General features: G+C 63.4%; 26 protein-coding genes. 18 read left to right on the top strand and 8 right to left on the bottom strand.

The genetic code is table 11. From position 1 onward, the window contains the following. The first annotated feature begins 9 nt into the window (after positions 1-9). The 5 genes from OIT41_RS04840 (at position 10) to OIT41_RS04860 (ending at position 6,013) form a co-directional block, all read left to right on the top strand. Positions 10-468 (top strand): nucleoside deaminase, encoded by a 459-nt coding sequence (locus OIT41_RS04840; RefSeq protein WP_078106136.1) that lies wholly within the window; start codon positions 10-12, stop codon positions 466-468. Between the two features lie 132 nt (positions 469-600). Next, the gene (locus OIT41_RS04845) at positions 601-1,038 is read left to right on the top strand and encodes a CBS domain-containing protein (protein ID WP_078106135.1); all 438 of its coding nucleotides are present in this window, start codon (positions 601-603) and stop codon (positions 1,036-1,038) included. Positions 1,039-1,147: 109 nt separating this feature from the next. After that, positions 1,148-3,574 carry a Tex family protein gene (locus tag OIT41_RS04850; protein ID WP_241710198.1) on the top strand — a complete coding sequence of 809 codons (2,427 nt, stop codon included), beginning with the start codon at positions 1,148-1,150 and terminating at the stop codon, positions 3,572-3,574. A 122-nt stretch (positions 3,575-3,696) separates the two neighbouring features. Beyond that, the gene (locus OIT41_RS04855; RefSeq protein WP_241710199.1) at positions 3,697-5,106 is read left to right on the top strand and encodes an EAL domain-containing protein; all 1,410 of its coding nucleotides are present in this window, start codon (positions 3,697-3,699) and stop codon (positions 5,104-5,106) included. A 724-nt stretch (positions 5,107-5,830) separates the two neighbouring features. Next, positions 5,831-6,013: a hypothetical protein gene (locus OIT41_RS04860; protein ID WP_264637474.1), complete on the top strand. Its 183-nt coding sequence runs from the start codon at positions 5,831-5,833 to the stop codon at positions 6,011-6,013. Between the two features lie 58 nt (positions 6,014-6,071). Here the strand turns inward: OIT41_RS04860 and OIT41_RS04865 are convergent, their stop codons facing one another. Then, complete coding sequence (locus tag OIT41_RS04865) at positions 6,072-6,470, bottom strand: DUF1622 domain-containing protein (protein ID WP_264637475.1); 399 nt, start codon at positions 6,468-6,470, stop codon at positions 6,072-6,074. An 18-nt stretch (positions 6,471-6,488) separates the two neighbouring features. Continuing rightward, a complete protein-coding gene (locus OIT41_RS04870; protein ID WP_241710202.1) occupies positions 6,489-7,394 on the bottom strand; it encodes an MSMEG_6728 family protein in 906 nt (301 codons plus the stop codon). Between the two features lie 369 nt (positions 7,395-7,763). On the opposite strand from OIT41_RS04870, the gene OIT41_RS04875 reads away from it, so the two are divergent. The 3 genes from OIT41_RS04875 to OIT41_RS04885 all read left to right on the top strand — a co-directional run bounded on the left by OIT41_RS04875 (position 7,764) and on the right by OIT41_RS04885 (position 10,569). Further along, positions 7,764-8,789 carry an adenosine deaminase gene (locus OIT41_RS04875; RefSeq protein ID WP_241710203.1) on the top strand — a complete coding sequence of 342 codons (1,026 nt, stop codon included), beginning with the start codon at positions 7,764-7,766 and terminating at the stop codon, positions 8,787-8,789. 178 nt (positions 8,790-8,967) lie between these two features. Further along, a complete protein-coding gene (locus tag OIT41_RS04880) occupies positions 8,968-9,792 on the top strand; it encodes a glycosidase (RefSeq protein WP_264637476.1) in 825 nt (274 codons plus the stop codon). 423 nt (positions 9,793-10,215) lie between these two features. Further along, positions 10,216-10,569, top strand: coding sequence for a GNAT family N-acetyltransferase (locus OIT41_RS04885; protein ID WP_241710205.1), 354 nt, complete (start codon positions 10,216-10,218; stop codon positions 10,567-10,569). A 28-nt stretch (positions 10,570-10,597) separates the two neighbouring features. Here OIT41_RS04885 and OIT41_RS04890 read toward each other — a convergent pair whose 3' ends face one another. The 4 genes from OIT41_RS04890 to OIT41_RS04905 form a co-directional block, all read right to left on the bottom strand. Continuing rightward, positions 10,598-11,353 carry an ArsR/SmtB family transcription factor gene (locus OIT41_RS04890; protein ID WP_078106162.1) on the bottom strand — a complete coding sequence of 252 codons (756 nt, stop codon included), beginning with the start codon at positions 11,351-11,353 and terminating at the stop codon, positions 10,598-10,600. Positions 11,354-11,438: 85 nt separating this feature from the next. Further along, the gene (locus OIT41_RS04895; RefSeq protein WP_264637477.1) at positions 11,439-13,025 is read right to left on the bottom strand and encodes an HNH endonuclease signature motif containing protein; all 1,587 of its coding nucleotides are present in this window, start codon (positions 13,023-13,025) and stop codon (positions 11,439-11,441) included. After that, entirely contained in the window at positions 13,025-13,288 is a 264-nt protein-coding gene (locus OIT41_RS04900) for a hypothetical protein (protein ID WP_264637478.1), read from the bottom strand. Before OIT41_RS04900 ends, OIT41_RS04895 begins: the two co-directional genes overlap by 1 nt. A 199-nt stretch (positions 13,289-13,487) precedes the next feature. Continuing rightward, positions 13,488-13,811 carry a hypothetical protein gene (locus tag OIT41_RS04905; RefSeq protein WP_264637479.1) on the bottom strand — a complete coding sequence of 108 codons (324 nt, stop codon included), beginning with the start codon at positions 13,809-13,811 and terminating at the stop codon, positions 13,488-13,490. A gap of 159 nt (positions 13,812-13,970) precedes the next feature. Between OIT41_RS04905 and OIT41_RS04910 the strand changes: the two genes are divergently transcribed. Together OIT41_RS04910 and OIT41_RS04915 are read left to right on the top strand one after the other, a co-directional pair. Then, positions 13,971-14,309, top strand: a complete 339-nt coding sequence (locus OIT41_RS04910; RefSeq protein ID WP_241710740.1) for a TfoX/Sxy family protein — start codon at positions 13,971-13,973, stop codon at positions 14,307-14,309. A gap of 9 nt (positions 14,310-14,318) precedes the next feature. Continuing rightward, entirely contained in the window at positions 14,319-14,822 is a 504-nt protein-coding gene (locus OIT41_RS04915) for a mycothiol transferase (protein WP_241710741.1), read from the top strand. 9 nt (positions 14,823-14,831) lie between these two features. On the opposite strand, the gene OIT41_RS04920 is transcribed toward OIT41_RS04915, so the two are convergent. After that, a complete protein-coding gene (locus tag OIT41_RS04920) occupies positions 14,832-16,241 on the bottom strand; it encodes an MFS transporter (protein WP_078106117.1) in 1,410 nt (469 codons plus the stop codon). Between the two features lie 115 nt (positions 16,242-16,356). Between OIT41_RS04920 and OIT41_RS04925 the strand changes: the two genes are divergently transcribed. After that, a complete protein-coding gene (locus tag OIT41_RS04925) occupies positions 16,357-16,905 on the top strand; it encodes a TetR/AcrR family transcriptional regulator (protein WP_241710742.1) in 549 nt (182 codons plus the stop codon). A gap of 218 nt (positions 16,906-17,123) precedes the next feature. Next, the gene (locus tag OIT41_RS04930) at positions 17,124-18,044 is read left to right on the top strand and encodes a hypothetical protein (RefSeq protein ID WP_241710743.1); all 921 of its coding nucleotides are present in this window, start codon (positions 17,124-17,126) and stop codon (positions 18,042-18,044) included. A 10-nt stretch (positions 18,045-18,054) separates the two neighbouring features. Here the strand turns inward: OIT41_RS04930 and OIT41_RS04935 are convergent, their stop codons facing one another. After that, positions 18,055-18,633 (bottom strand): VanZ family protein, encoded by a 579-nt coding sequence (locus OIT41_RS04935; RefSeq protein WP_264637480.1) that lies wholly within the window; start codon positions 18,631-18,633, stop codon positions 18,055-18,057. A 131-nt stretch (positions 18,634-18,764) separates the two neighbouring features. On the opposite strand from OIT41_RS04935, the gene OIT41_RS04940 reads away from it, so the two are divergent. The 6 genes from OIT41_RS04940 to OIT41_RS04965 all read left to right on the top strand — a co-directional run bounded on the left by OIT41_RS04940 (position 18,765) and on the right by OIT41_RS04965 (position 24,109). Beyond that, positions 18,765-20,132: an MFS transporter gene (locus tag OIT41_RS04940; RefSeq protein ID WP_241710745.1), complete on the top strand. Its 1,368-nt coding sequence runs from the start codon at positions 18,765-18,767 to the stop codon at positions 20,130-20,132. A gap of 245 nt (positions 20,133-20,377) precedes the next feature. Next, positions 20,378-21,673 (top strand): glycosyltransferase 87 family protein, encoded by a 1,296-nt coding sequence (locus OIT41_RS04945; RefSeq protein ID WP_264637481.1) that lies wholly within the window; start codon positions 20,378-20,380, stop codon positions 21,671-21,673. Between the two features lie 274 nt (positions 21,674-21,947). After that, positions 21,948-22,280 (top strand): hypothetical protein, encoded by a 333-nt coding sequence (locus OIT41_RS04950; protein WP_264637482.1) that lies wholly within the window; start codon positions 21,948-21,950, stop codon positions 22,278-22,280. A gap of 345 nt (positions 22,281-22,625) precedes the next feature. After that, positions 22,626-23,405, top strand: coding sequence for a DUF2182 domain-containing protein (locus tag OIT41_RS04955; protein WP_264637483.1), 780 nt, complete (start codon positions 22,626-22,628; stop codon positions 23,403-23,405). A gap of 45 nt (positions 23,406-23,450) precedes the next feature. Next, positions 23,451-23,930 carry an ester cyclase gene (locus OIT41_RS04960; RefSeq protein WP_264637484.1) on the top strand — a complete coding sequence of 160 codons (480 nt, stop codon included), beginning with the start codon at positions 23,451-23,453 and terminating at the stop codon, positions 23,928-23,930. Then, complete coding sequence (locus OIT41_RS04965) at positions 23,927-24,109, top strand: hypothetical protein (RefSeq protein ID WP_264637485.1); 183 nt, start codon at positions 23,927-23,929, stop codon at positions 24,107-24,109. The genes OIT41_RS04960 and OIT41_RS04965 overlap by 4 nt, the downstream gene beginning before the upstream one ends. Positions 24,110-24,112 lie beyond the last annotated feature (3 nt).

Raw genomic sequence — 24,112 nt, forward strand, 5'->3', positions numbered from 1 at the left:
AGGCTCCGAATGAACCCGTCTGACGCCCCAACCTCCCACGATCCCGCCTTCGAAGCCGCGTACCAGGCGGCCCAAAAGAGCCTGGGCGAAGGTGGCATTCCCATCGGCGCCGCGCTCGCCCGTGGTGGGGTGGTGATCGCGAGCGGGCACAACGAACGCGTCCAGAACGGCGATCCCATCGCACACGGGGAAATGTCGGCCCTCCGCGCAGCCGGCCGGCAGAAGAGCTACCGGGACACCACCCTCTATACGACCCTCGCGCCGTGTGCCATGTGCACGGGCACCATCATCCAGTTCAAGATCCCGCGCGTCGTGGTGGGGGAGGCCCGCACGTTCGACGGCGAATTCGAGTTGCTGCGGTCGCGGGGCGTGGAGGTTGTGGTCCTCGATGACCAGCGGTGCGTTGACATGATGCGCACCTTCCAGGAAGAGAATCCGGAACTGTGGGCCGAAGACATCGCCGAGTAAATCGGGCGGGAGCAACAAGTAATCAGGCAGAGCGAACAGCATCTGGCCATGGCCAAACCCCAAGCGTAGGCTGGCAGCATCGGCGTCGGTGCCGGGGGTCCGCGTCGATACCCAATCGATCAAGGAGGACTCATGAGTGTTGTGCGCGAATTCATGACCACCAATGCCCAGTGCGTCAAGGAAGAGCAGTCGCTGCGTGACGCGGCTGTCCTGATGCGCGATCTGGACGTCGGTTCCCTGCCGATCTGCGGCAACGATGGAAGACTCAAAGGATTCATCACTGACCGCGACATTGTGGTCAAGTGCGTTGCTGAGGGATTGGATGCTGACCGCCTGACCGCGGCAGATCTCGCCCAGGGCACGCCGATCTGGATCGATGCCGATGCCAGCATCGATGCAGCAATCGACCTGATGGAAAAGCACCAGGTCCGGCGCCTTCCGGTCATCACCGACCACAAGTTGGTGGGCATCATCAGCCAGGGCGACATCGCCCGGAACTACACCGAGGAGCGCGTAGGCGAATTGGTGGAGCACATCTCCGCCAAGACCCCCATGGCGCAACTGGGCTAACCCCAACTTTCGCACCCATCAAGCGTCACGGCCTCCGGCCGTGGCGCTTCCCCATGTGCAGCACTCGGCTCCGTCTTTAGCCAGGGCAAACTCCGTGAGGCAAAATGTCATGGTGACCCTTCTTCCCCAGCCCCAGTCAGCAGACGCCGCCATCCACGCACTGATCGCCCAAGAGCTCGGCGTGAAGTCCTGGCAGGTCAAGGCCGCGGTTGAATTGCTCGACGCCGGATCCACCGTCCCGTTCATCGCCCGCTACCGCAAGGAAGTCACCGGGACTCTCGATGACACCCAGTTGCGTGAACTCGAGGAACGGCTCCGGTACCTGCGGGACCTGGAGGACCGCCGTCGAACCGTTCTCGAGGCGATTGCCGCGCAAGGCAAGCTGACCCCGGAACTGGAGGCCGCCGTCGTCGGCGCCGATACCAAGTCCCGGCTGGAAGACATCTACCTTCCCTTCAAGTCCAAGCGCCGCACCAAAGCGCAGATCGCCCGCGAAGCCGGCCTCGAACCGCTCGCCGAGGCGCTTCTCGCGAACCCGCAGCTCGAGCCCGAGCGCGAGGCCGCGCAGTACGTTAACGCCGAGCACTCCATCGACGATGCCTCCGCGGCGCTCGCCGGCGCGCGCTCGATCCTCGTGGAACGGGTCTCCCAGGACCCCGATCTCGCCGAAACGCTGCGCGAGCGGCTGTGGACGCAGGGGCGGATGGTGTCGCGCGTGAAGAAGGGCCAGGAAGCCGAGGGGCAGAAGTTCAAGGACTACTTCGAGTTCTCCCAAGTGCCTTCCGGCATGCCGGGCCACCGCGTGCTCGCGCTCTTGCGCGGCGAGAACGACGGCGTCCTGGAGCTCGATCTCGCCGAGGCAGAACCAGCCGACGACGACGCCCTGGCCGCCGCGCGCGGCCGCTACGAGAACGCTGTGGCCAAGTGCCTCGGGGTCGCCGAGCGGGGCCGGCCCGCCGATGCGTGGCTTGTCCAGACCGCACAAATCGCCTGGCGCTCGCGGATTTTGGACCGCCTGAGCAACGATCTGCGCAGCCGCATGTTCGCCCAGGCCGAGGATGAAGCCGTCCGCGTTTTCGCCGCCAACCTGCGCGATGTTCTTCTTGCGGCTCCCGCCGGAAACCGCGCCACGCTGGGTCTGGACCCGGGACTGCGGACGGGCGTGAAGGTGGCCGTCGTCGATGGCACCGGCAAAGTCGTCGCTACCGATACCGTCTATCCGCACGCCCCGGCCAAGAAATGGGACGAGGCCTTGGTGACGCTGGAGCGTTTGGCGCGGCAGCACACCGTCGAGCTCGTCGCGATCGGCAACGGTACGGCGTCGCGCGAAACGGACAAGCTCGCCGTTCAGCTCATCAAGTCGCTGGCAGCCTCCGGCGGCCCCACGTTGCAGAAGCTCGTGGTGTCCGAGGCGGGTGCGTCCGTATATTCGGCGTCCGCGCTCGCGGCCGCAGAACTGCCGGGCATGGATGTGTCGTTGCGCGGAGCCGTGTCGATTGCCCGGCGTTTGCAGGATCCGCTGGCCGAATTGGTGAAGATCGAACCGAAATCGATCGGTGTGGGGCAGTACCAGCACGATGTCACGGCCGCGAAGCTCGACCGCTCGCTGGACGCCGTCGTCGAAGACTGTGTCAATGCCGTGGGCGTGGACGTGAACACGGCGTCGCCAGCGCTTTTGGCCCGCGTCGCCGGCGTCGGGCCGCTCCTGAGCGAGAACATTGTGGCGTACCGGAACGAAAACGGCCCGTTCGCCAAGCGGGCCGACCTCAAAAAGGTGCCGCGGCTGGGTGCCAAGGCCTTTGAGCAGTGCGCGGGCTTCCTGCGCATCACCGGGGGAGCGGAACCGCTCGACGCGTCCAGCGTGCACCCGGAAGCGTATTCGGTGGCCCGAAAGATCGTGGCTGCTGCGCATGGGGCTGCGGTGTCATCGCTCGATCCGCAGGCGTTCGTGGATGGGACGTTCGGCCTGCCCACCGTGCGCGACATCATGTCTGAGCTCGAAAAGCCGGGCCGCGACCCCCGCCCGGCATTCGCCGCAGCAACGTTCTCCGAGGGCATCGAGAAGATTTCAGACCTCAAGCCCGGCATGATCCTGGAAGGCACCGTCACCAATGTGGCGGCGTTCGGGGCGTTCGTGGATGTCGGAGTGCACCAGGACGGCCTGGTCCACGTGTCCGCGCTAGCCAACAAGTTCGTGTCAGATCCCCGCGAGATCGTGAAATCCGGACAGGTCGTGCGCGTGAAGGTCCTGGAAGCGGATCCGGAGCGGAAACGGATTTCATTGACCTTGAGGCTCGACGACGAACCCGGCACCGCGGGCGGGTCCGGTTCGCGGGGCGGCGGGCGTGACCGAGGTCCGCGCGGTGCTGAGCGAGGCGAACGGCGTCCGGCGGCGCCGCAGCCTGGACAGGGCGCGAAGGCAGTTCCTGCTAAGGGTGCGCCTGCTCGCAAGGCTGTTCCCGCGAAGGCGGCTCCCCAAGCGCCGGTCAACACGGCCATGGCCGAAGCACTCCGCCGGGCCGGGTTGGGGAAGTAACCCGAAAACCTACAACCCGGCCCCCGACGCCTGACGATTTCGACAGGAATGCTATTGGTTCCCGGACCGTGAGTGGCATGATGTGGAAGAGAAGCAGCCTTAGCTTGTGCCAGGGGGGAGCCATGTTCGGAATGGGCAGGCTGGGAACGAAGACGCGGACTTTCAGGCCCGGATTGTGGCTGTTTGTCATCATCGCCATGGAGTTGGGTGTTGTCTTGGCGGTGGGGCTGCCCTACGTCTCCGGCGATGATCCGTGGGAAACATGGGGATGGCCTGTCTGGATTTCGGATGGGTTTTCCTTGCTCGTGGTGCCGGTTGTGGTTTTCGCGTCATTTTCCTTGGTGCGGCACCAGCGGCGGGAGCGGGACCAAGCGTCAAAGACCAGCCGCTTGATGGATACGGTGCTGAGCACCAGCCGGGAGTGGTTGTGGGCCATAGGACATGACGGGCGCTTCACCTTCTCCAGCCCGGCGGGCGTGGATTTGATCGGATACGAGCCCTCCGAGCTCCTGGGAAGGCATTTCCGCCTGGTTATCGACCCCGACGATCTGGCGAATGCACTGCAAGCAAAAACGTCCACCCAGAACGCCGCCGGGTGGTCCGGACTACACGCCGTGTGCCGTCACAAAGACGGCAGCAGGGTTGTGGTCGAGGTTTCCGGAAGGGCGCTTCGCGACGCCGCTGGACAGCCGAACGGTTTTGAGGGAACCAGCAGGGCCCTTGATCCCCTGACACTTGACGCGCTGGCTACCGGCGAGATCAGGAGCCGCATTGAAGCGATCCTGGCCAGCCGCACCTTGCTCACAGCCTTCCAACCGATCCGATCCTTGGAAACAGATGCAGTCCTCGGGGCTGAAGCGTTGACCCGGTTCTTGAGTCCGCAGGGCATTTCTCCCGAGGTGTGGTTCGTCGAAGCTGCGGCAGTGGGACTCGATGTTGAGCTTGAGATTCTTGCCCTCGAAACCGCGCTGCGCGCCGCGACCGGGCTGCCACCCTCGTTGTCGGTTTCCGTGAATCTCTCACCACGGGCATGTCTTGACCCACGGTTGCCCGACATTTTTGCGAATGCCGGAATCCCGATGGGGCGGATAGTGCTCGAGGTGACAGAACGCCAACATGTGGTTGATTACGGTCCCCTCGCGGCTGCGCTTGCATCGTTGCGAGGCCGTGGATTGAGGATCGCCGTTGATGACGCTGGATCCGGGTTTGCGTCCATGCGCCACGTCTTGCTGCTTAAGCCGGACGTGATCAAACTGGACAGGGACATCATCGCCGGCATCGACACCGACCAAGGCCAGCGCGCGTTGGGGGCTGCCATGGTCGGGTTCGCCAAGGAAATCGGGGCATCCCTCGTCGCCGAAGGGATCGAAACCGAAGCCGAGCTCAGCGCGGTGGCCGAGCTCGGCATGACCGCCGGGCAGGGCTACCTTCTCGGACGTCCGTCGGTGCGGCCGGAAGACTGGGCACAGTGGGATGAGGCGTTCCAACGCCGGGGAAGACCGAAGACATCGATGAATCCCGGGCCCAACTAGCTCGCAGCAGGTGTCGTTTTGAGCCCTGAAAACGACGTTAACTGCGAGTCAGTTGCGTTAGGGATGGCCTGGGCTGGCACTCCTCGGGAACCAGAGTATTCACCAAAGGGCCCAGCGGGCATCTTCGATGAAAATACTCATTCGTCCCAAGCAAGAACACTCATTTTTCCGCCAAACGACACTCAATTCTGCACTAGCAGCACCTAGTCGCAACTTTCCTCTAACAAATGCAACTTATGATGGTCGCCCACTTGCTACAACTCAAAGGGGAGAGAAATGGGCATTGGGAAGAAAGTACGAAGCGTCATTTCGGTTGTCGTTACAAGTGCAGCTCTGTTGCTCGGTGGGATTAATGGCGCAACGGCCGTAACTGTTCCAGCGCCACCGCCCGCCGCAACAACGTCGCAGTTGCAAACACCTGAACAGATTCAAACCGCAATTTCTGAGGCGTTTGACGGTGATAGCAACCGTCTAGCTTTGCTCCTTGAAAGTCCTTAATTTTCGGAGACGCAAGCGGCACTAAAAATCCGCCTTGAAGGGCGATACGACTTTTCGGGTGAAGCCGTCCTCGTAAATAAAAAGGCACCTGGCGGACCGGTGTCAATAGGATGTGCGTATGCAGGGTTTGGTGTAATCGTGTCTCTTATGGGACCGATAGGAGCAATCGGCTGGGCCGCCTACGGTGCGGGTGTCCTTTTCTCGGCAGGAGGGGTGATCATTTCCTGTGGCTAAGGTGAAGACCACGCCTTGGTTGGCCATCGTCACGACCCAGTTGGTTGCAGCCCTTGGTCTGCTGGCGTTGCTCGTTCGATTCGACGCCCGCTGGTATGACTACATTTGGGTTGTTGCCTTGGTGGCCTATGAGATCTTGGTTATCCGGGCGCTCGTCCGTCGGCAGAATAAGTAGACGCAATGACGAAAACGACGGCGATCGGCGCAGTGGGGGCGAGCGTGCGACTCGTGTGTCACGAAGCCGGTGATGTCGGATGGGCTCCCGAGCCTGGGGCGGGAGCCTTCTGCCACGGCCACCGCCCGGTGATCTCAAGCTCGATGGAGAAGCTCAAGAACGTCCGGATCAGCACGATGACCGCCAGGACCCCCACGCTCTCAAAGGTGGGGGTGACTGCGACAGTACGGATGATGTCCGCGGCCACCAGGAATTCGAGGCCAAGCAGGATGGAGCGTCCCAGGAGCTGCCTGTAGGAGCGGTACACCGAAAGCGGCGCCGAGCTTGCCGGTAGGCGTTTGGGCTTGTAACCGCGCAGGGCAAGCGGGACCGACGCGATGGCACCGACAACCATCACGGCGACACCCGCAAAGTCCATGTACCGGCCGACAGCCTCGATGATTTGCTGGAAATCCATCAGTCCCCTTGGCCCGGGTTACGGTGCCGGAATCGGGAAGAACGCCCGGGGATCCTGCAACAAGGCCGGGTAGTCGAAGTCCGCACGGTCGATGATCTTGGTGACCTCGAAGTTGCGTCCGAAACGGCCGTCTTCCAGGGTGATCGGCCGGCCGAGGACCTTGCCCAAGGCAAACTTGGCTCCACCCTCGATGGGGACGAGGACGGACGTGTTGCCGGGGAGCGTGCGGAAGGCCTCGTCCTGGCGTTGGCGGTTGCGGGTGGGCTTCTTCACCAGTTGCTTCGGAGCCTTGCGGGCGGTCTTGCCCGGGCGGCGGGACGTTTCCGATGCGTACACGAACTGGTAACCGTCGCCGTCGCTGTTGGCAGCCTTGGCCTTGCCTGCTGCCGGCATCCCCACCTTGTCGATCTTTTCGGGTTCGACGTCGCCCACCGGGGCGCGAAGCACCCAGATGAAGTCGTCGTAGGGGTCTTCGGGGATGAACTCGTGACTAGGCTCGGGCCAGAGGTACTCAAGGTCGTTCGGAGTGTCCGGGAAGAGTTCGGCGTAGAAGCGGGGCTCCTTTTGGAGCAGCTTGGAGCGGTGGCTCAGGTGGAAATCGGCGTCGCCCAGCCACGGCGGCATCGGAATCTTGGAGGCGTAGTCCGGGTGGGCCGCCTGGGGCGCGAACTCGGTGATGCTGGCGCGGGTGTTGTCCGGGTTGCCTCGGGCGACCCATTCATCCACCATGGCCAGGCCGTAAAGAGTAAGGGCGGGAACGTAGCCCATCCACATGCGGATAGCGGGGTGGGAGGGCCGGCCGAACTCGGGGATCACCAGTGCGCGAAGGATCTGCAGTGCTTCGACACGCTGCTTGCCAAGCCTTGCGGTGTCCAAGACGGCAGCACTTTGCTTGAAATCGGGGAACGGGAGGAAGGTCTGCATCCTTTCAGTTTGGGGGCCGAACGGCATAGATCCAAGTTGACACGGTGTGGCCTTCCCCTCGCCTGTGTTATCGGGCCCCTGAAGAGTGGGGTTTGCAGTAATACTTGTCCCATGGAAGCCCCTTCGGAATTCGATGATGAAGTGCAAGGCGGTTTCGCGTGCTGGTGTTGCGGTTCGGAGTATCCCGCGGCCAAGATCGTCCGGCCTGGGGTCGGTTGACCGCGCTCGGAACGCGGTGATGGTCCGTCGATTGCAGCACCATCCGGTCTTCGGGTCGCTCCTGCGCAGAATCAATCGCTACCTGCCCTGAACCCACTTTGCGAGGGCGTTCAAATGGGGTGCGGTGAGTATTCGTCCTAGTCTTGTCGGGTGGAAACTTTTGGCGAATCGACGACGACGGCGGCACCTCCGGTTGCCGAGCTGCACCTACACATCGAGGGGACGCTTCAGCCCGAGCTGATTTTCGCGCTCGCTGAACGGAACGGGATCGAGCTTCCGTACGCGGATTTGGACGAGCTGCGCGCGCGGTACGAGTTCACGGATCTGCAGTCATTCCTTGATCTGTACTACGCCAACATGGCGGTGTTGCGCACCGAGCAGGACTTTGCGGACATGACCAGGGCATATTTGGCACGCGCCGCGGCCGGCGGCGTGCGGCACGTCGAGGTCATGATGGACCCGCAGGCGCACATCTCTCGCGGAGTGGCACTGGAGACGTGCGTCAACGGTGTGGCGTCCGCACTCGCGACGTCGGTGGAGGAGTTCGGCGTCTCGACGCTCCTGATTGCCGCGTTCCTGAGGGATATGTCCGAGGAATCCGCGCTGGAGGTTTTGGACCAGCTGCTCGCCATGAAGGCGCCCATTGCCGGCATCGGCCTGGACTCGGCCGAGGTGGGCAATCCGCCGTCGAAGTTCGAACGGCTCTACCGCCGCGCGGCGGAGGCCGGACTGCGACGGATCGCGCATGCCGGCGAGGAAGGCCCCGCATCCTATGTGTACGAGGCCCTCGATCTGCTTGGTGCGGAGCGGATCGACCACGGCATCCGCTGCATGGAAGATCCGGCCCTGGTGCAACGGTTGGTGTCGGAGCAAATCCCGCTGACGGTGTGCCCCTTGTCCAACGTCCGGTTGCGCGCCGTGGACACCTTGGCCGACCACCCTTTGCCTGCGATGTTGGCAGCCGGGCTGAATGTCAGCGTGAACTCGGACGATCCTGCGTACTTTGGCGGGTACGTGGACGACAACTTCGAGCAGCTCGTCGCCGTGCACGGCTTGACTGTCGGCGAGCGGGCAATTCTGGCCGCAAACTCGGTGCGTTCGTCCTTCGCTGACGAGGCCCGAAAGGCCTATTTGTTGGCCGAGGTTGCCGAGTGGGAGAAGGCCGCGGGGGAGTAGGGGGCAAGAGGGTACCCCAAGCCCTAGCTACCGACCGGTACCCGAGAGCCTTCCATCACTTGCCGACTTTTGGGCGTAATAGTGGGTCACGACACACGGTGTTTACCAAGAACAGTCGCCAGAATTTACAGAACATTGGCAGACTGCTGAAGGAATGTCCGCCGTTGAAGGAGACCCAGTGGCCAAGTCCACCGTCGAAAAAAGCAGTGTCCGCCTCAAGACCGTCCTGGATGTCTTGGCAGAGGGAACGTGGTCCGAGCAGTCGTTGAACGCCGGCGAGATCCTGGCTGAAGCGATTGTCCGCGTTCCGCTGGACGCCCGCGAGAGTGAACTGCTCAGCGGAGGCATTCCGCGCGGCCACAAGAACCTGACGACGGAGACCGCGAAGCTGGTCAAGGCCGGCTGGCTGGTCAAGGGCCGTTCGGGCTGGACCATCACCGACGACGGCCTGCGTGCCACGGTCGCTTTCGCCAAGCCGGACGAGTTCGCCAGCGCGTTGGCTGAGGGTACGCCTGTTCCGGCAGATACTCCGCTTCCGACGGCCCCCGTCAAGAAGGCTCCCGCCAGGAAGCCCGCGGCCAAGAAGGTTCCCGCAGTGGACAAGGCGCCTGCCGTCGAAGCCGCCGCGACGAAGGCTCCGGCCGCCAAGGCAGCACCCAAGAAAGCTGCCGCACCCAAAGCGGCCGCCGCCGTCGAGAAGCTCGAGCAGCCCTCCGCCGTCGCGATCGCCGGCGACTTCAACACGATTCTCGGGGCGCCGGAGGACTGGGCTCCGCAGTACGACGAGGCGCAAATGAAGTTCAATGCCCGTCGTAAGGTCTGGACCCTCGCCGCTACGCTGCCTGCCGGTTTCTATACGTACAAGATCGCGCTGAACCGCTCGTGGGACGAGAACTACGGCGCGTTCGGCGTGCGTGACGGCGCCAACCACGAGCTGAAGCACGACGGCGGCAAGGTCACCTTCACGTACGACCACGCCACACGCGACATCGTCACGGCCTAGTCCTTCTTTCACGCTTTCTCCAAGTCCAAACGCGGGCTTGGGGAAGCGTGGAGTTGGATTACCTGACGCATGTTTGTCCGCGCGGCGTCATCGCCCGGGGAGTACTTTGTGGAGTCGCCCAAGGACCGCAGTGGTTGGGCCTTGGCCGATCACACAGGCGCTCTGGCCGGGTTCACCCGGCCAATCACCCGTAAGGAGAACTGGCGCGTAACGCGCCTGGTCTTCCGGGACGCTCAGAACAACTTGTGGTCCCGGACCAATGCCGGATTGTTGGAAAGAGCAAACCAATCAGGAATCTAGGAGTCCTCGGTGCCGGGATCCTTTGATGGCTGCACAGCGTGTGTCGACAAGGTCGCACCGGGAACAAAGCGTCCGGACTCCAAGGTTAGGGTAGGTCGACAGGACCTAACCGAGGAGCTAGCGATGACCGATGCCACTTTCCGCCACAACGTTGACCGCGAGCGCTTTGAAGTACTGGTTGATGGCCACGTGATCGGCAAGGCCGCGTACAAGGCGTACGACGACGCCGGGTCCCCGCAGCGGATCTTCTACCACACCGTGATCAACGACGAGTTCAGCGGACAAGGCCTCGCGGGCAGGCTCGCCGACGTGGCCCTGAAGGAAACCGTGGGCGAGGGAGTCGGGATCGTGCCGGTGTGCCCTTTCATCAAGAAATTCCTCACCAAGCACCCGGAATACGCGGCAAACACGACTGCACCGACCCTGGCGCACTTGGAGTACCTCAACGCGGCCCTCGCTCCCGCCGCCAGGAGCTAACGGCCGCGGTTCGCCCCGCCGTCGAGCCTCACGAATACATCAATGAACCGGGAGTCGTCAGGACTTCGCCGGTCTCCAGCCAGGTCTTGAGGCCGGAGAGGATCATCGGCCAACCGCCGTAGATCTGGTCGTTGCCGCCTTCGCGAAGATCGCTGTGGGTGACGGTCAGGTGGCAGGAGTCGCCCACCGGTTCGATCTCCCAGGTGACGCGTGATGTGCCTTCGGCTTTGACGTCTTCCCCCCAGAGCGCGCGCATGGTCTGGACGAGCCTGCGCGGGGGATCGACCTCCACGTTCTCGCCTTCGCCGAGGACCATTCCGTTGGCCTTCGGATTGTGCATCTCGTAGTGCCCGCCCGGCGTCCAGTCCGCAGTGTGGGTGTTGCCAAACTGGTACTTGCTGCGGGTGTCGCTGTCCGTGATGGCTTCCCAAAGCCGTTCCGGAGTGGTCTTGATGTAGATTTCGAAGATTTTTTCCACGGGACTTTCCAATCTGGTTTTGAGGTCGCTCAACGCAGCGGCCCATGGTTCTGCATATTTGCTCACCCAGCGGTCGTGGACGAGCCTGATGGGTACCGGATTCAGGTAATGGAGCTTTTCGCGACCACGACGGCGGGTCACCACCAGCCCGGCTTCCTCAAGGATCTTGAGGTGCTTCATGATCCCGAAACGGGTCATGTCGAACCGTGCTTCAAGCGCGCTGAGCGTCTGCCCGTCCTCGCGGAAGAGCTCGTCGAGCAGATCCCTGCGGGTGGGGTCGGAGAGTGCCTTGAAGACGGCGTCCATGGATTCAGGATAGGTGACCATTTAGTCACATGTCAACGAATTCGGGCGGCCTTGTCCCGATGGGCGTTTCATGTCCGGGGTGGCTTTATGTGCGGGTGGGTCTGAAGTGGTGGTTGCGTCGGGGTGTTTGGCGGGGGTCGAGGTGGGGTGGGGGTGTGAACCATGGCACGCCGGTTTCGGTGGTGATGGTCCAGTGTTCTTTGTGGATGACGTGGTGGTGGTGGCTGCAGAGCAGGGTGCCGTTGTCGGTTGAGGTGGTGCCTTCGTTGGTCCAGTAGGTGATGTGGTGGGCTTCGCACCAGGGTGCGGGGATGGTGCAGTCGGGGAAGGCGCAGCCTCGGTCGCGGGCGATGATGGCTTTGCGGATGTGGGGCGGGAAGATCCTGGTGGTCCGGCCGATGTCCAGGACGCGGCCCTCGCTGCCGAGCAGGACGGGGATGATGTCCGCGTCGCAGGCGATTTTGCGGATGGCCGTGGGGTGGATCGGGCCGTGGAACGTGGCGGCCCCGGTGCCGGGCCGGGCGTTTGCTGCGCCGGGGTTTGTGGTGCCGGGGTTTGGGGTGGGGGTGTGGTGTTGGAGGCGGTTGAGCAGGTCTTGGTAGTCGATGGTGACCATGACCTGGGGGCGGAGGCCGCCGTTGGCCGGCAGTTCGCCGGTGGCCAGGGCGATACTGCAGGCGCCGACGAGTCCGTCGAGGAGTTTCTGCGGGCGGGAGCGGCGGTCCAGGCCGGGGTGCGCGCCTTCGCTGTTGCTGTCGCCGCCCGTGCCGGTGTCCCCTGAATCCGGGCCCTGTGCTCCCTCGCCGCCGGTGCCGGTGCCGGTGCCGGTGTGGTGTTGGAGGCGGGGGTTGGCGGCGGTGTTCATGGCGGTGGCGAGGGTTTCGATTTGTTCGGCGGTGGCGAAGATTTCCAGGTGGTGCAGGCCGTGGCGGGGTGTGCGGATGAATGCTCCTTGGCGGTGGCGCAGTTCTTCCTCGCTGGGTTCGGTTCCGTCCTGGTCGATGGCGTCGACCCAGCGTTTGGCCATCCGGTGCACGAAGTCGGGATCGCTTTCCAGGGCGGTCCGGGTCAGGGAGTGTTCCATCTGCCCGATGGTGTCCGGGTCGGCGTGGTGGCGTACCTGGTCCAGGGCGATGCTGATGAGGGTGGCCGAGCGGGACGGCACGGCCGCGGCGGACAGGGCCGCGGCGAGGACCGGGTGGCGTGCGGGGAGGTCTTGTCCGGTGATTCCTGTCTGCGGGAGCACGCTTTCGGCCAGGGTGAGCCGGCGCCGTGCTTCGCTGATGCCGATCCGCAGCCTGGCGCGCAGGAATTCGGCGGCGTTCCGGTACCCGTCATGGACCGGGTCGGCGGCTTCGGCGAGGCCGGCCACGGACCCCGGCGCACCTGCCGCGGTTGCCGTGTCGGCGTCAGTCGCCGCATCGGCCGCGTCGGCCGTGTCTGCCGTGCCGCTTGTGGTGGGTTCGGTCCAGCCGGTCCTCCACCCCGGAGCCGGGCAGGTGTGCCGTGCGGCCTGGGCTTCGCGCCGTGTCCGTTCCACGGCCTGGGCCGCGAGGATCTGCAGGAACTCCACCGACCGGGCGATCTCCTCGACCCGGCCGGCGAAATCCGCGGCTTCAGGGAAACCGAACAGGCGGGTGTCGGCGGGAGCGGTTGAGCGCAGCGCATCCATCACCGCCACCGCCTGATCAAGACCGCCCGCGGGCAGCGGCCCGCCGGCCGCCGTGCTTTGGAACCGGACCGGGTTTGGGTGCTGCGCAGGGCTTTCGAACTGCGCAGGGCTTTCGAACTGCGCAGGGTCTTGTAGCCGGACCGGGTTTTGGTGCTGCGCAGGGCTTTGGAACCGGGCCAGGCTTTGGTGCTGCGCAGCGTGTTGAAACCGGCCAGGGCTTTGAAGCCGGGCTGCGAACTGAGCTGCGTATTGGAGCCGGGCATGGCGGGCGGCGACAGGCTTCAGGCGGCGGGCCACGCGCCCCGGCGACGGGATCCCGCCGTCGGGCGCGGCCGCCCGAGGGGCGGTGAGGTGACCGGTGCCTTCCATGACTAAACCCTGTCACGAGGCACTGACAATTAAGCCCCCACGCTGCCACCCGCCGACGAGAAAAGCGAAAACAAGGAAAACACGCCCCAAGTACTAGCTGTTGAGGTCCCAATGAACCCGGATCGCCTCCGCGACCGGCCCTGCCGTGACATCGACTTGGAACGAAACGGGCGCGGTCCCTGTCGCTTCAATGATGGTGTCGTGATAGACGCGGCCGCATGCCGGACACAGGGTGTAGAGGTCCTCGTCGTCGGGCCACGCGGCAAGTCCGGCGGGTACCGGCGAGTCATTTCCGGCGTAAACAGGAACGCCCTGTGAGTTGGCCTGAATCAATCCCTCTTTGCTGACGGTGTTTCCGCAGAGACAAGTGATCGTGGTGACATCATGACCGATGACATCGGCGAATTCAGTGTCCATGTGAGCTCCCCGCAGTCGGAAGAGGTTCTGCTTGTAGTTTATGCCTGCAGATCCGCCGATGCAGATCCACCGATGCTTGATCCGCCGAATGCCTGATCCCGAACAACCGGCGGATCGGAACTGGTTGTTCCACGAGGTCTTGGGCGGGAAGATGTTCCCATGCTGCCTGAGGAGCGATTCAACGTGCTGGTTGATGAATTCAGGGCCAGTCCGGACGTCGGCGTGCCGGGAGAACCGGGGCAACGCGGATTCGGTTCGAATGCTCTCAAGGTCCACGGCTCGATTTTTGCGATGCTCTCCGGAGGCAGGCTCGTTGTGAAGCTGCCGCACCAGCGGGTCGAGACGTTGATCGGAACCGGAGCTGGCGCACCGTTTGACGCCGGAAAGGGCCGTGCGATGAGGGAATGGCTCACCGTCACTTCCGACGATGAGGAGTCCTGGCTGGCCCTGGCACGCGAGGCCTTGGACTTCGTGGGATCCCGGCGAAGAACACAGTGAAAGGACGCGATGAAATCCAACGAACTGCTGCTGGATGCTTTTGCCCGGATCCGTGACATAGTGGCCGCCACGCTTGAAGGGGTCGACGGCGAGTCCCTGGCCCGGCGGCCCGGCGGCACCGGGAACTCTATAGCCTGGTTGATTTGGCACCTCAGCCGGGTGGAGGACGTCCAAGTCGCGTCGGCCGCCGGCGTCGAACAGGCGTGGACCTCGCAGGAGTTTGCCGCCCGCTTCAAGCTGCCACTGCCCGAACGCGACACCGGCTACGGCCACTCGAGCGATAAAGTCGACGCAGTTCAGGCGCCGCCGGCGCTGTTGCTCGAATACTACGACGCCGTCCATCGGCAGACGGTGGCGTTCGTGAAAACCCTTGGCGATGAGGACCTTGATCGCGTCGTCGACACCCGTTGGGACCCGCCTGTCACTCTCGGCGTGCGGTTGGTCAGCACGATTGCCGATTGCCTTCAGCACGCGGGACAGGCCGCCTATGCCAGGGGCTTAGGCGGCCTGTGAGAGCACTCCTCATGCGGCGTTCCGGGGTTTGAAGACCAACCCCAGGACGGCTGCCAGCGCGAGTGCGGAAAGGACGGTTGCCGACCAGAACCCGGCCCGCCCGCCGGTCAGGAAATCGCCGGGGACAGCGAATGCCGCGTAGATCGAAGCGACGATGGCCAGCCCGACGGCGCCGCCCAACTGCTGCATTGTCTGGAAGAGTCCCGATGCGGAACCTGCGTGCTCGGGTTCGACGTTTCGCAGCGCGAGCGTCGTGAGCGGCATGAACGTCATTCCGGCGGAGATTCCGGTGCCCAGAAGCGCGAGCAAAACAATGGCGAACGGGGTGTCAGCGTTGAGTTGCGTGAGCGGCAAGAAAGCGACGACGCGAAGGGCCGTGCCGAAGATGACCAGACTGACGGCTCCGAAGCGCTCGAGGAGCCGCGGGACGATCCGCGACATCGCGAAGATGCTCAGCGGCATCGGCAGGAACGCCAGCCCCGTCACCATCGGCGTGAGGTGCAGATCGTCTTCGAGGTACTGGACCATGAGGAAGAACATCGCCAGCATCCCGCCGTAGGTGGCCGCCATCGCTGCCAGCGCGGCCACTCGGCTGGGACTGCGCAGCAGTTGCGGTCGGAGCAGCGGGTGGGCCACCCTCCGTTCGGTGACGGCAAGAATGGCGATCAGCGCGGCCCCGACAACCAGGCCGCCGATCGTCCGCGGACTCGACCAGCCGACGTCGCCCGCTTGGATGAGGCCCCACACGATGGCGACGGCGCCGCCCGTCGCGGTGACCGCTCCGAGGATGTCGAAGCGCCCGGGGCGCCGGGGGGTTTCCGCGACGAGGCGCGGTACCGCAATGAGGACCACGACGCCGATCGGCACGTTGATGAAGAGGGTCCACCGCCAGCTGGTGGTGTCGGTGAGAAGACCGCCGAGGATGAGCCCGAGCGCGCCACCCATGGAGGCAATGGCGGAGAACAGGGCGAGCGCCCGGTTCCGCGCGCCGTCGTCCTTTGCGCTTGTGGTGATGAGTGCGAGCACGCTCGGAGCGGCGAATGCGGCGCCGAGGCCCTGAAGCGCGCGTGCGATGACGAGAAGGAGCGGCGAGGTGGCCAGGCCGCCGAGTAGTGAGAAGAGCGTGAAGGCCGCGACGCCCACCAGGAAGGTGCGACGGCGGCCGACGACGTCTCCGATCCGTCCGCCGAGCAGCAGGAGGCCGCCGAAAGCGACGGCGTAGCCGTTCAGGACCCAGCTGAGCTCGGCCCGGTCGAAGTGGAGGTCGGTGGCGATGTGGGGGAGCGCGACGTTCACGACAGTCGCGTCGAGGACAAGCATGAGTTGGGCCAGCATGACCAGCCAGAGGCCAATGCTGCCGGCGCGACGGCCGGATGTAACGATCCCGGCTGGGGCGCGTGTGGCGATTGTGGGTGTCATGGGAGGTGTCCTGTTCTAGCCGAGGGGGCTGACGTACACTAAGAGGAGAGATGCTCCGCTTAGAACTATACGGAGACACTCTCCGATTTGCAATGGTGTATCGAAAGGTGTTTCTGTGCGCGCTGACGCCCAACGCAACCGCGACCGGATCGTGGAGGTTGCACGTGCGCTCTTCCGGGTCAAAGGCTACGAAGCCGTTTCGATGGATGAAGTTGCCAAAACGGCCGAGGTGGGACCCGGTACGCTCTACCGGCACTTCCCTACCAAAGAGTCGTTGTACGACGCGGTCCTGGAAGCGTGGGCAGAGAAGGTCAACACCGCCGTCGAACGGGCCCTGACGCTCGACGCCCCTGCGCGGGAGCGGTTGCTGAATTGGCTGACCGACTATGCGTCGATGCTGACAGAGCACAAGGGTGCCGCCGCGCGGATTACTGCCGCGTTGGGCGACCCCGGTTCGCCATTCGCGGCAAAGTGCCAGACCTACCTGGGGGCCAATCAGCGCGTGATCGAGGCGTTGGACTCGGCCTTGCGCCCCGGAGTCGACGCGATGCAGATCAGCCGGCTCGTCGGTGGCGTGGCCGCGGTAGTGGACAACAGCGAACTTCCGGCCGATGCAGCAGCATCGATGCTCGCGGTAGTCGCTGACGGACTGATTGCTTCCTGACGCGGTTCAGAGGGCTGAGCCCCATTCTCCGGGTGCAATCCCGGCCACACTCGCAAATCCATTAACTAAGTCGAGTAGGGATCACTCAAGGCTGTCTGGAAGCCGGTCCGTAGGATCCGTAGTGAGCCGAAGATGGCTCACTGCCATTGCTTTTTGGAACGCAATGTGCGGCAGTACCAGCCCCGGCAGGGCCCTGAACCATGCCAAGGACGCACATCATGAAAACTGCAAAACTCATGGCCGTCGCTTGCCTCTTGTTTGCTTGGATAGCCATCCCATCCTCCGCCGCGAATGCCGCACCGATGGCGTCTCCGAACCCGGCCGCCGCGTTGGGCAACGACATTTCCTGGCCCCAATGCGGGGGCGGACTGCCTTCCGGCCAGGCGTTCGCGATCGTCGGAGTGAACGGCGGCCGGCCGGGCACCGTGAATCCCTGTTTCGCCGAACAGCTGGGCTGGGCCAGCGGTTCGGCGGGCGGGACGAGCCAAGCGGCGGCCGCTCTGTACGTCAACACCGCCAATCCCGCAGGATCTGGCGGGTGGTGGCCGGCATCCAACAGGGACGTCACCCTGACGGGTCCTAACCCGTATGGAAACTGCGACGGGACCGCTTCGGCGGCCTGTGCCTACATCTACGGTTACGGAATGGCCTCCGACGACGTCAACCGGTTCGGTGTACCCGACCCCGCCAAGCACATGTGGTGGCTGGACGTGGAGACCGGGAATGCCTGGTCCTGGGACACTGTGGCCAACGCCGCCGATCTTGAAGGCATGGCCGCCTACCTGCAAAGCATTGGCGTTGCGGTGGGCATCTACTCAACGTCGTACCAGTTCGGGGTCATCGCTGGTCAGCTTCGCCCCAACAGCAATCTGAACGGGCTTAAGAGCTGGCTTGCCGGAGCAACGTCACCCGAGTCCGCCGCCGAACTCTGCTCGGCCCCTCCGCTGACGGCCGGGGGCGTGGTTGCGCTCACCCAATTCACCACGGACTTCGACTACAACTACTCCTGCATTCCACCCGCGCCGCCGCCACCGCCAGCACCCGCGCCGGTAGTAGCCCCGCCGGCGCCCCCGGTCCCGACGCTGACTGAAGACGCCAACGGCAAGCGCAAGCCGGTTCTGTCCATACCGCAGAGCTGACGGGATGTGTTCACATGTGTAGTCGGATGATGAACAAGAAGTAGACCCAGACGGGCATCGAAAGCAGCGAAAACACGGCCATCGCGGTCCGTTCCCGGGATCGCCCGCGCAGGATCGCGGAGAGCAGCCGGAATGCGAGAATTCCGATGAGTCCTCCGACGCAGTTCAGAATCACATCGTCGATGTCCGATGCTCCAACCGCAAACACGCCCTGGATGATCTCCACGGCGACGCTGACCGAGGCGACCTTGAGCATGGTCAGCCATGCGGCCGCCCGAGGTCGGAGCCACGATGCGTAGACTCCGAGCGGGATGAAGATCAGGATGTTCCCGGCGACGTTGGCGAACGCCACTCTCGCGGTCCCGGGAGAGTGGCTGAACGCGTATTGCGCGATGCTTGCGAACGGGAGGAGATTGATCGATCTCTCCGAACCCGGTGAACGAGAGAAGAGAAGCAGCTTCAGGAGGAAGGCCGCGTAGAGGGCGAAAACGGCGAAGATGGCCAGAGTCTCCGGCTTCGCCCGTTTCGTGGTGGGTCGACTGCCCCGCACATCATCCGTGACCGTGGTGGGTTTCGGTTTTGCACGCATCCGCAGGACGATACAGAGGCAACCTGTTGTGCTCCTGTGAAACCTGGATCCGACAACCGCCCCAGAGGCGTGCCGCCGTTCGTGACGCGTCGTTTCGTGACCTGAGGCAACGATGGACCAGACTTAGGGACGTGAGCAACAAACCCCGCCCCGGCCTAGCGATCGCTGCATTGAGTCTCGGGACGGCGCTGAATCCGCTTAACTCATCGATGATCGCGGTTGCGCTCGTGGTTCTGCGCCAGGACTTTGCGCTCGACGTCGCCACGGTCACCTGGGTGATCACGTCCTTCTACCTCGCCTCCGCGGCTGGCCAGCCGCTCATGGGCCGGCTCGCGGACCGTTTCGGTCCGCGGAGGTTGTTCACCTTCGGCATGGCGGTGGTTGCCATTTCCTGCCTTCTGGCGCCGTTCTCGCCGAACTTCGCACTGGTCTGCGTGGCGCGCGCGCTCATGGCGGTGGGGACCGCGACGGCGTACCCGTGCGCCGTCGTGATGGTCTCGACGCTCAGCCGGCAGGCGAACATCAGCTCCACCCGGCCCCTGGGCCGGATCCAGATGGCGAACACCTCGGCAGCAGCGGTGGGGCCCGTCGTCGGCGGTCTCTTGGTGAGCCTTGTCGGCTGGCAGGCGCTGTTCGCGATCAACGTGCCGATCTCGCTTCTGGCCCTGATCGTGGTGCGGCGGGTGGCGCCGCCCGACGTCGGACGCGAAAGCGGCAAGCTCTCCGCCCTCCTGCGCGATTCCGACATTCCGGGCATCCTGGCGTTCATCGCCTCCCTGACGCTCGCGATGATGGCGCTGCTCAACGTCATGCCGGCTTATCGCTGGTGGTTCGTCGCCGTCGCTGTTGTCTTGGCGGGGCTGTTCGCATGGCGCGAGTTCCGGTTCAGTCCGCCGTTCCTGGACTTGCGGCTGCTCGGCCGGAACCGGCCGCTGTTGCTGTTGTACTTGGGTTTCGCGGTGTTCAGTGCGGTCTACTATTTTGCCTTCTTCGGGCTTCCGCAGTTGCTGCAGCAGGCCGGAAGGTACGACGCCGGCGTGGTCGGCCTGCTGATGCTGCCCCTTGCTGCCATGTCGGTTTTCGTGACGCCGGTGACGGTGCGGTTCATTGAGCGGTTCGGCGTACGGTCCGTGATGATCGCTGGCGTCGTGCTTTTGGCGGTGGCTTCCGGTGCGCTCGGGGTGCTGACGCTGTCCTTCTGGCCCCCGCTGGTGCTCATACTCACGGCGCTGATGGGTATTCCGTATGGCGTGGTCAGCACGGCGTCGAACCAAGGTTTGTATGTGTCCGCGCGGCCTGAGGACAGGGGAGTGGCAGCCGGGATTTTCCAGACGTGCCGATACCTCGGGGCCATCACTGCGACGGTGCTCATTGGTGTGCTGTACGGGCCCGGGGTCAACCAGGCAAACTGGGGGCTCATGGTGCTCGTGATGCTGGGCCTGAGCGCGGTGGTGTTTGTGCTGGCGCTGGCTTGGCGGAAGCCGGGGGCCGTGGGATAGGTCCCATCGCGCCGCTCCGAAACCCGCTGCGGCTCGATAGACCCCTATACCTACTCCGACCCAGCTTGACCACTCATTTTCGGTGCGATGCCCACTCAATTTCAGTGCAATGGACACCCAGTGATGATTTTCGACCGTAGCGTTGGATAGATTGTCAGGCTAGGGCTCTGGGGCGCTCTCCTCAGACTTGGAAGGCAGCCAGGCTCACATTTCAAAGCTGGGGTGTCTGCGTGAGGAGCTGGGAAGTGTTCGAAGAGAAAGTCCGGCGGGCACTTGACTACGTGGCTAAGTCCTACCGGAAACGTCCTTTCACGTTAGCCGAAATTTTGAGCGGCGTTGTTCGGATGTGGCCATTAATGACAATTGTCCCGGCGCTGGGGATCATCTTTGCCAGCCTGTATCTGCTCAATCTCGGCGTCTACCCTCCGGTGGACTTCTTGGTTTATCGGTACGCTTCGGTAGCGTCTTGGCCCGGGGGAGACATCTATTCCCGCAACATTTTTGGGGAACTTTTGCCGGCCGAGGGTCTGCCTTTCGTTTACACGCCGTTTGCAGCTGCGCTCCTATCTGTCACGAGTTTGTTTCCTTCCCAGGTGTCCTTCATGCTGTGGACCACGGGCTGCGTAGCAATTTTGGCGTTCATCATTGGTGTTTGCCTGCCGCAGTCTTTGCCCAGGCGCCGGACGATATGGCTCGCGCTTCTTTTGCTGGGCTGTTGTACCACCATCGTCGCCCAGCACTTGGTGTGGGGTCAGATCAACTTGTTCCTCGCTGGACTCTGTCTCGCGGATTTCTGTCGTCACACCAATAGAAGGTGGTCCCGGTTCGTTCCGAAAGGGGTGTTGATCGGGGTCGCTGCCGGTATCAAGCTGACCCCGGCCATCTTCATTCCTTATCTCTTGATGACAAGACAATGGCATATGGCGGTCTCCGCCACTGTCGGTTTCGTCGGGACGGTCATTATTGGCGGGATCATGTTTCCCGCCATGTCAGTCACCTATTGGTTCTCAAACGTGTGGCAGCTCAGCTCGAAGGTTGATCTCGGCACCCAGTTCGCCAGCGCGGGCAACAACTCCATACAGGGGGCGGCCGGAGCGATCGGGCATTGGGCGGTCTCGCCCTCCCAGGTCATCGTTATCGTTGTGGCCCTTCTCGGCTTGTTGGCTGCTGCGGAGATCTTCCGCGCGGGACAGACGCTGGCGGCGGTTCTGACTGTCGGAATGACTGCCAATCTTGTCTCACCTGTAAGTTGGGTGCATCACTGGGTCTATCTGATCCCGGCCCTTATCGTGCTCTGGTTCCTGGGACGGACGCGCACGCGGATCTTCGTAGCAGCTGCCGCGCTCGTTCTGCTGATCCATGGAACGGATCTGGGTGAACACATGCTGCAGAACGGCCCTATCATGCTCGCACCCCTGGGCATACTCCTTCGAGAGTCGTTGCTGCTTATTTCAATCGCAACTATAGGGACGTTCTTCGCGCTAAGGAGCCGCACCTCGCCTCTCGCGGCAGCAGTGCAACCTGTGCCCCGCGTCAGATGAAAGGTCAGTACATCCTATGGCTGGAAATAGTGCACCAAGCAGACGCCAGTTATTACTTCCTGTCCAAGACGGAAGCTTGGTCGAAGCGCGCGGTCGGCTGTTCATGGGGGCCGACGGACATGCCTATGTACGGCCGAGAATGCACCCGGATGAACCGCGTATCGGTCTGCACGAGCAAGCTCAAATGGACACAACAACAGTCAGAATCAGGGTCACGGGCCTTGAAACTCGTGAACTGGGCTCGTGGCACACAATTCGTGGCACTTTAAGGGGGATGAGCATCGAAGTTGAAGCTGCACTCGATGCCCCTGCGGAATGGCTCGACTCGTGGGAGGAAGCGGACCCAAAATACGCAGAGTCGAAGCCCGATGAGCCGTCGGAGTGGTTCCTTAGTCCCGACCGCAAGGCGCTTCTGGAAGGAATCTTTGCCAGCTTTGAAGAGCATAAGGACTTCTATCCCCATATTTCGTCCGGACTCAACGGCACTCACGAAGGTACATTCCGCGTTAGCCTGTACATGCTGGCGATCAACGAAAGTTTCGCATCGTGGGCAGGCAGCTACAGTTCCGACGACCTCCTTGTTCGATCGTTCGTGAGGGCGCTGTAGCTTTGGGGTTGCTGTGCGTTGGACAAGCACTGTCGGCGTGGTCTCTGCGATGCTGCTCCCCAGAGCCGCGCGTTGACTGCCTGCGACGGAGGCGTCCAACGGCATGCCGGTTGCCCGGTCCGCCTCGAAACGGGGACGTAGTCCCGGCCACGGGGAACTGAAGTGCGTCGCCGGGAGGCTTGCGCTCCGGCAAGCAGAGCATATTGACACCCTCATGAGGCCGGAATATCGTCGGCCTTACGAGGTTCGTGGGTCTCAAAATGAGTGATTTCGGCGCTGCCTTTGGGGGAGCTCCGCTAGTCGATGGTGCTAGCGAGGAGAGTCCTCAATGTCTTGGGAAATGTCATGAGAGCCATGCGCGCCACAGCGTTCAGGATGGATCCACGCGAGGCCGGTCTTGTCGCGGTTCTGCTCGTCCTCGCGGCAGTCAGCTGGATCGTTTCTGCCGCACAAACGTCCGGGATGGACATGGGGCGTTGGACGGATCCCGGGCCGCTCGGTTTCTTCCTCACCACCTGGGTGGTGATGCTTGCGGCGATGATGTTTCCGTCCGTGGCGCCCATGGTGGTCGCTTACGCCAGGATCACCCAGCACCGCCGCGAGACCGGGCGCTATGCACCTGCGGGTTCCACGGCCATATTCGTGGCCGGCTACCTGATCTCGTGGACGATCTTCGGCCTCGCCGCCTATACGCTGTACGCGATGGTCGCGGCCCTCGTTCCGGGGTTGTTTTCCTCCGATCCGGGCGGTCGCTACCTTGCAGCCGCAGTGATTTTTGTGGCGGCCCTGTACCAGCTCACGCCGGCCAAGAACGTCTCCCTGATGAAATGCCGGACGCCGATGGACTTCATCCTGCGCCGAATCCGCTACGGGACCTTTGGTGCACTGCGCCTTGGACTCGAACACGGCGCATGGTGCGTCGCCTGCTGCTGGGCGCTCATGGTGGCGCTCTTCGCACTCGGCGTGATGAGCGTCGGCTGGATGGCTGTGGTGGGGGCGTTCATTGCCTTGGAGAAGATGCTCCCGTGGAGGCGGATCGCCAACCGATTGGTCGCCGTCGCGCTGGCCGTGATCGCCGTGGCGATCGCCGTTGCGCCCGGGATGGCGCCCGGCGTCGGGATGTAAGTACGGGGGAAAAATGGGACGGTCTCACTCATACAGGAGTCGGAAATGACTGATGACAATGGACTGATCGGGCGTTTTTACAAGGAAATCATCGAGGGTGGAAACCTGGATCTGATTGATGAGCTCGCGATGGACAACCTGGTGGACCACGAAGAGGCACTTCCCGGACAACCGCCTGGGAAGGACGGCGTTCGGTTCTTCGTCTCGGCCATCCGGACAGCGTTCCCGGACATCAAGGTCAAGACATTACAGCCGTGGCTGACGGACGGAACCTTCGAGGCGTGCCACGTTGTGATGACGGGTACCCACCGCGGTGACATGGCCGGCGTTCCAGCATCAGGCAATAGCGTCGAGTTCGGCGGGACCGACATCATCCGCGTCGAGGACGGCAAAGTTGCTGAGCACTGGGGATCAACTGACACCCTCAGCCTCATGCAGCAGATCGGCGCCGTTCCCCAGTATCGATTCCGCAATAGAGTCACCCGCCAGCGCTCCGAGAAGCGGGCGGGAGGCATTCGGAGGTGAGCCGGGAAGTCTGGTCGGCAGCTCAAGCCCTCGCTGTGGCCTTCACTCTCGTTGCCAATCTTTCCCGCGGGTTTCCCCTCGTCAGCCTCGCCGTCGCAGGCCTCCTTTACCGGGCCTGGACTAAAGCAGGACGCCCCCGCGGCATCCGCAACGTGGCCGCCGAAGCAGAAGTCGAATGACGC

The organism is Arthrobacter sp. YA7-1, assembly GCF_025960325.1.
Lineage (GTDB): Bacteria > Actinomycetota > Actinomycetes > Actinomycetales > Micrococcaceae > Arthrobacter > Arthrobacter bambusae_A.

Coding starts and splice junctions, on each gene's coding strand:
- OIT41_RS04960 (WP_264637484.1), top strand. CDS start 23,451: ATGACTGATGACAATGGACTGATCGGGCGTTTTTACAAGGAAATCATC.
- OIT41_RS04895 (WP_264637477.1), bottom strand. CDS start 13,025: ATGGATGCGCTGCGCTCAACCGCTCCCGCCGACACCCGCCTGTTCGGT.
- OIT41_RS04850 (WP_241710198.1), top strand. CDS start 1,148: ATGGTGACCCTTCTTCCCCAGCCCCAGTCAGCAGACGCCGCCATCCAC.
- OIT41_RS04890 (WP_078106162.1), bottom strand. CDS start 11,353: ATGGACGCCGTCTTCAAGGCACTCTCCGACCCCACCCGCAGGGATCTG.
- OIT41_RS04900 (WP_264637478.1), bottom strand. CDS start 13,288: ATGCCCGGCTCCAATACGCAGCTCAGTTCGCAGCCCGGCTTCAAAGCC.
- OIT41_RS04845 (WP_078106135.1), top strand. CDS start 601: ATGAGTGTTGTGCGCGAATTCATGACCACCAATGCCCAGTGCGTCAAG.
- OIT41_RS04905 (WP_264637479.1), bottom strand. CDS start 13,811: ATGGACACTGAATTCGCCGATGTCATCGGTCATGATGTCACCACGATC.
- OIT41_RS04930 (WP_241710743.1), top strand. CDS start 17,124: ATGAAAACTGCAAAACTCATGGCCGTCGCTTGCCTCTTGTTTGCTTGG.
- OIT41_RS04915 (WP_241710741.1), top strand. CDS start 14,319: ATGAAATCCAACGAACTGCTGCTGGATGCTTTTGCCCGGATCCGTGAC.
- OIT41_RS04910 (WP_241710740.1), top strand. CDS start 13,971: ATGCTGCCTGAGGAGCGATTCAACGTGCTGGTTGATGAATTCAGGGCC.
- OIT41_RS04935 (WP_264637480.1), bottom strand. CDS start 18,633: ATGCGTGCAAAACCGAAACCCACCACGGTCACGGATGATGTGCGGGGC.
- OIT41_RS04855 (WP_241710199.1), top strand. CDS start 3,697: ATGTTCGGAATGGGCAGGCTGGGAACGAAGACGCGGACTTTCAGGCCC.
- OIT41_RS04955 (WP_264637483.1), top strand. CDS start 22,626: ATGAGAGCCATGCGCGCCACAGCGTTCAGGATGGATCCACGCGAGGCC.
- OIT41_RS04840 (WP_078106136.1), top strand. CDS start 10: ATGAACCCGTCTGACGCCCCAACCTCCCACGATCCCGCCTTCGAAGCC.
- OIT41_RS04950 (WP_264637482.1), top strand. CDS start 21,948: ATGAGCATCGAAGTTGAAGCTGCACTCGATGCCCCTGCGGAATGGCTC.
- OIT41_RS04865 (WP_264637475.1), bottom strand. CDS start 6,470: ATGGATTTCCAGCAAATCATCGAGGCTGTCGGCCGGTACATGGACTTT.
- OIT41_RS04885 (WP_241710205.1), top strand. CDS start 10,216: ATGACCGATGCCACTTTCCGCCACAACGTTGACCGCGAGCGCTTTGAA.
- OIT41_RS04870 (WP_241710202.1), bottom strand. CDS start 7,394: ATGCAGACCTTCCTCCCGTTCCCCGATTTCAAGCAAAGTGCTGCCGTC.
- OIT41_RS04920 (WP_078106117.1), bottom strand. CDS start 16,241: ATGACACCCACAATCGCCACACGCGCCCCAGCCGGGATCGTTACATCC.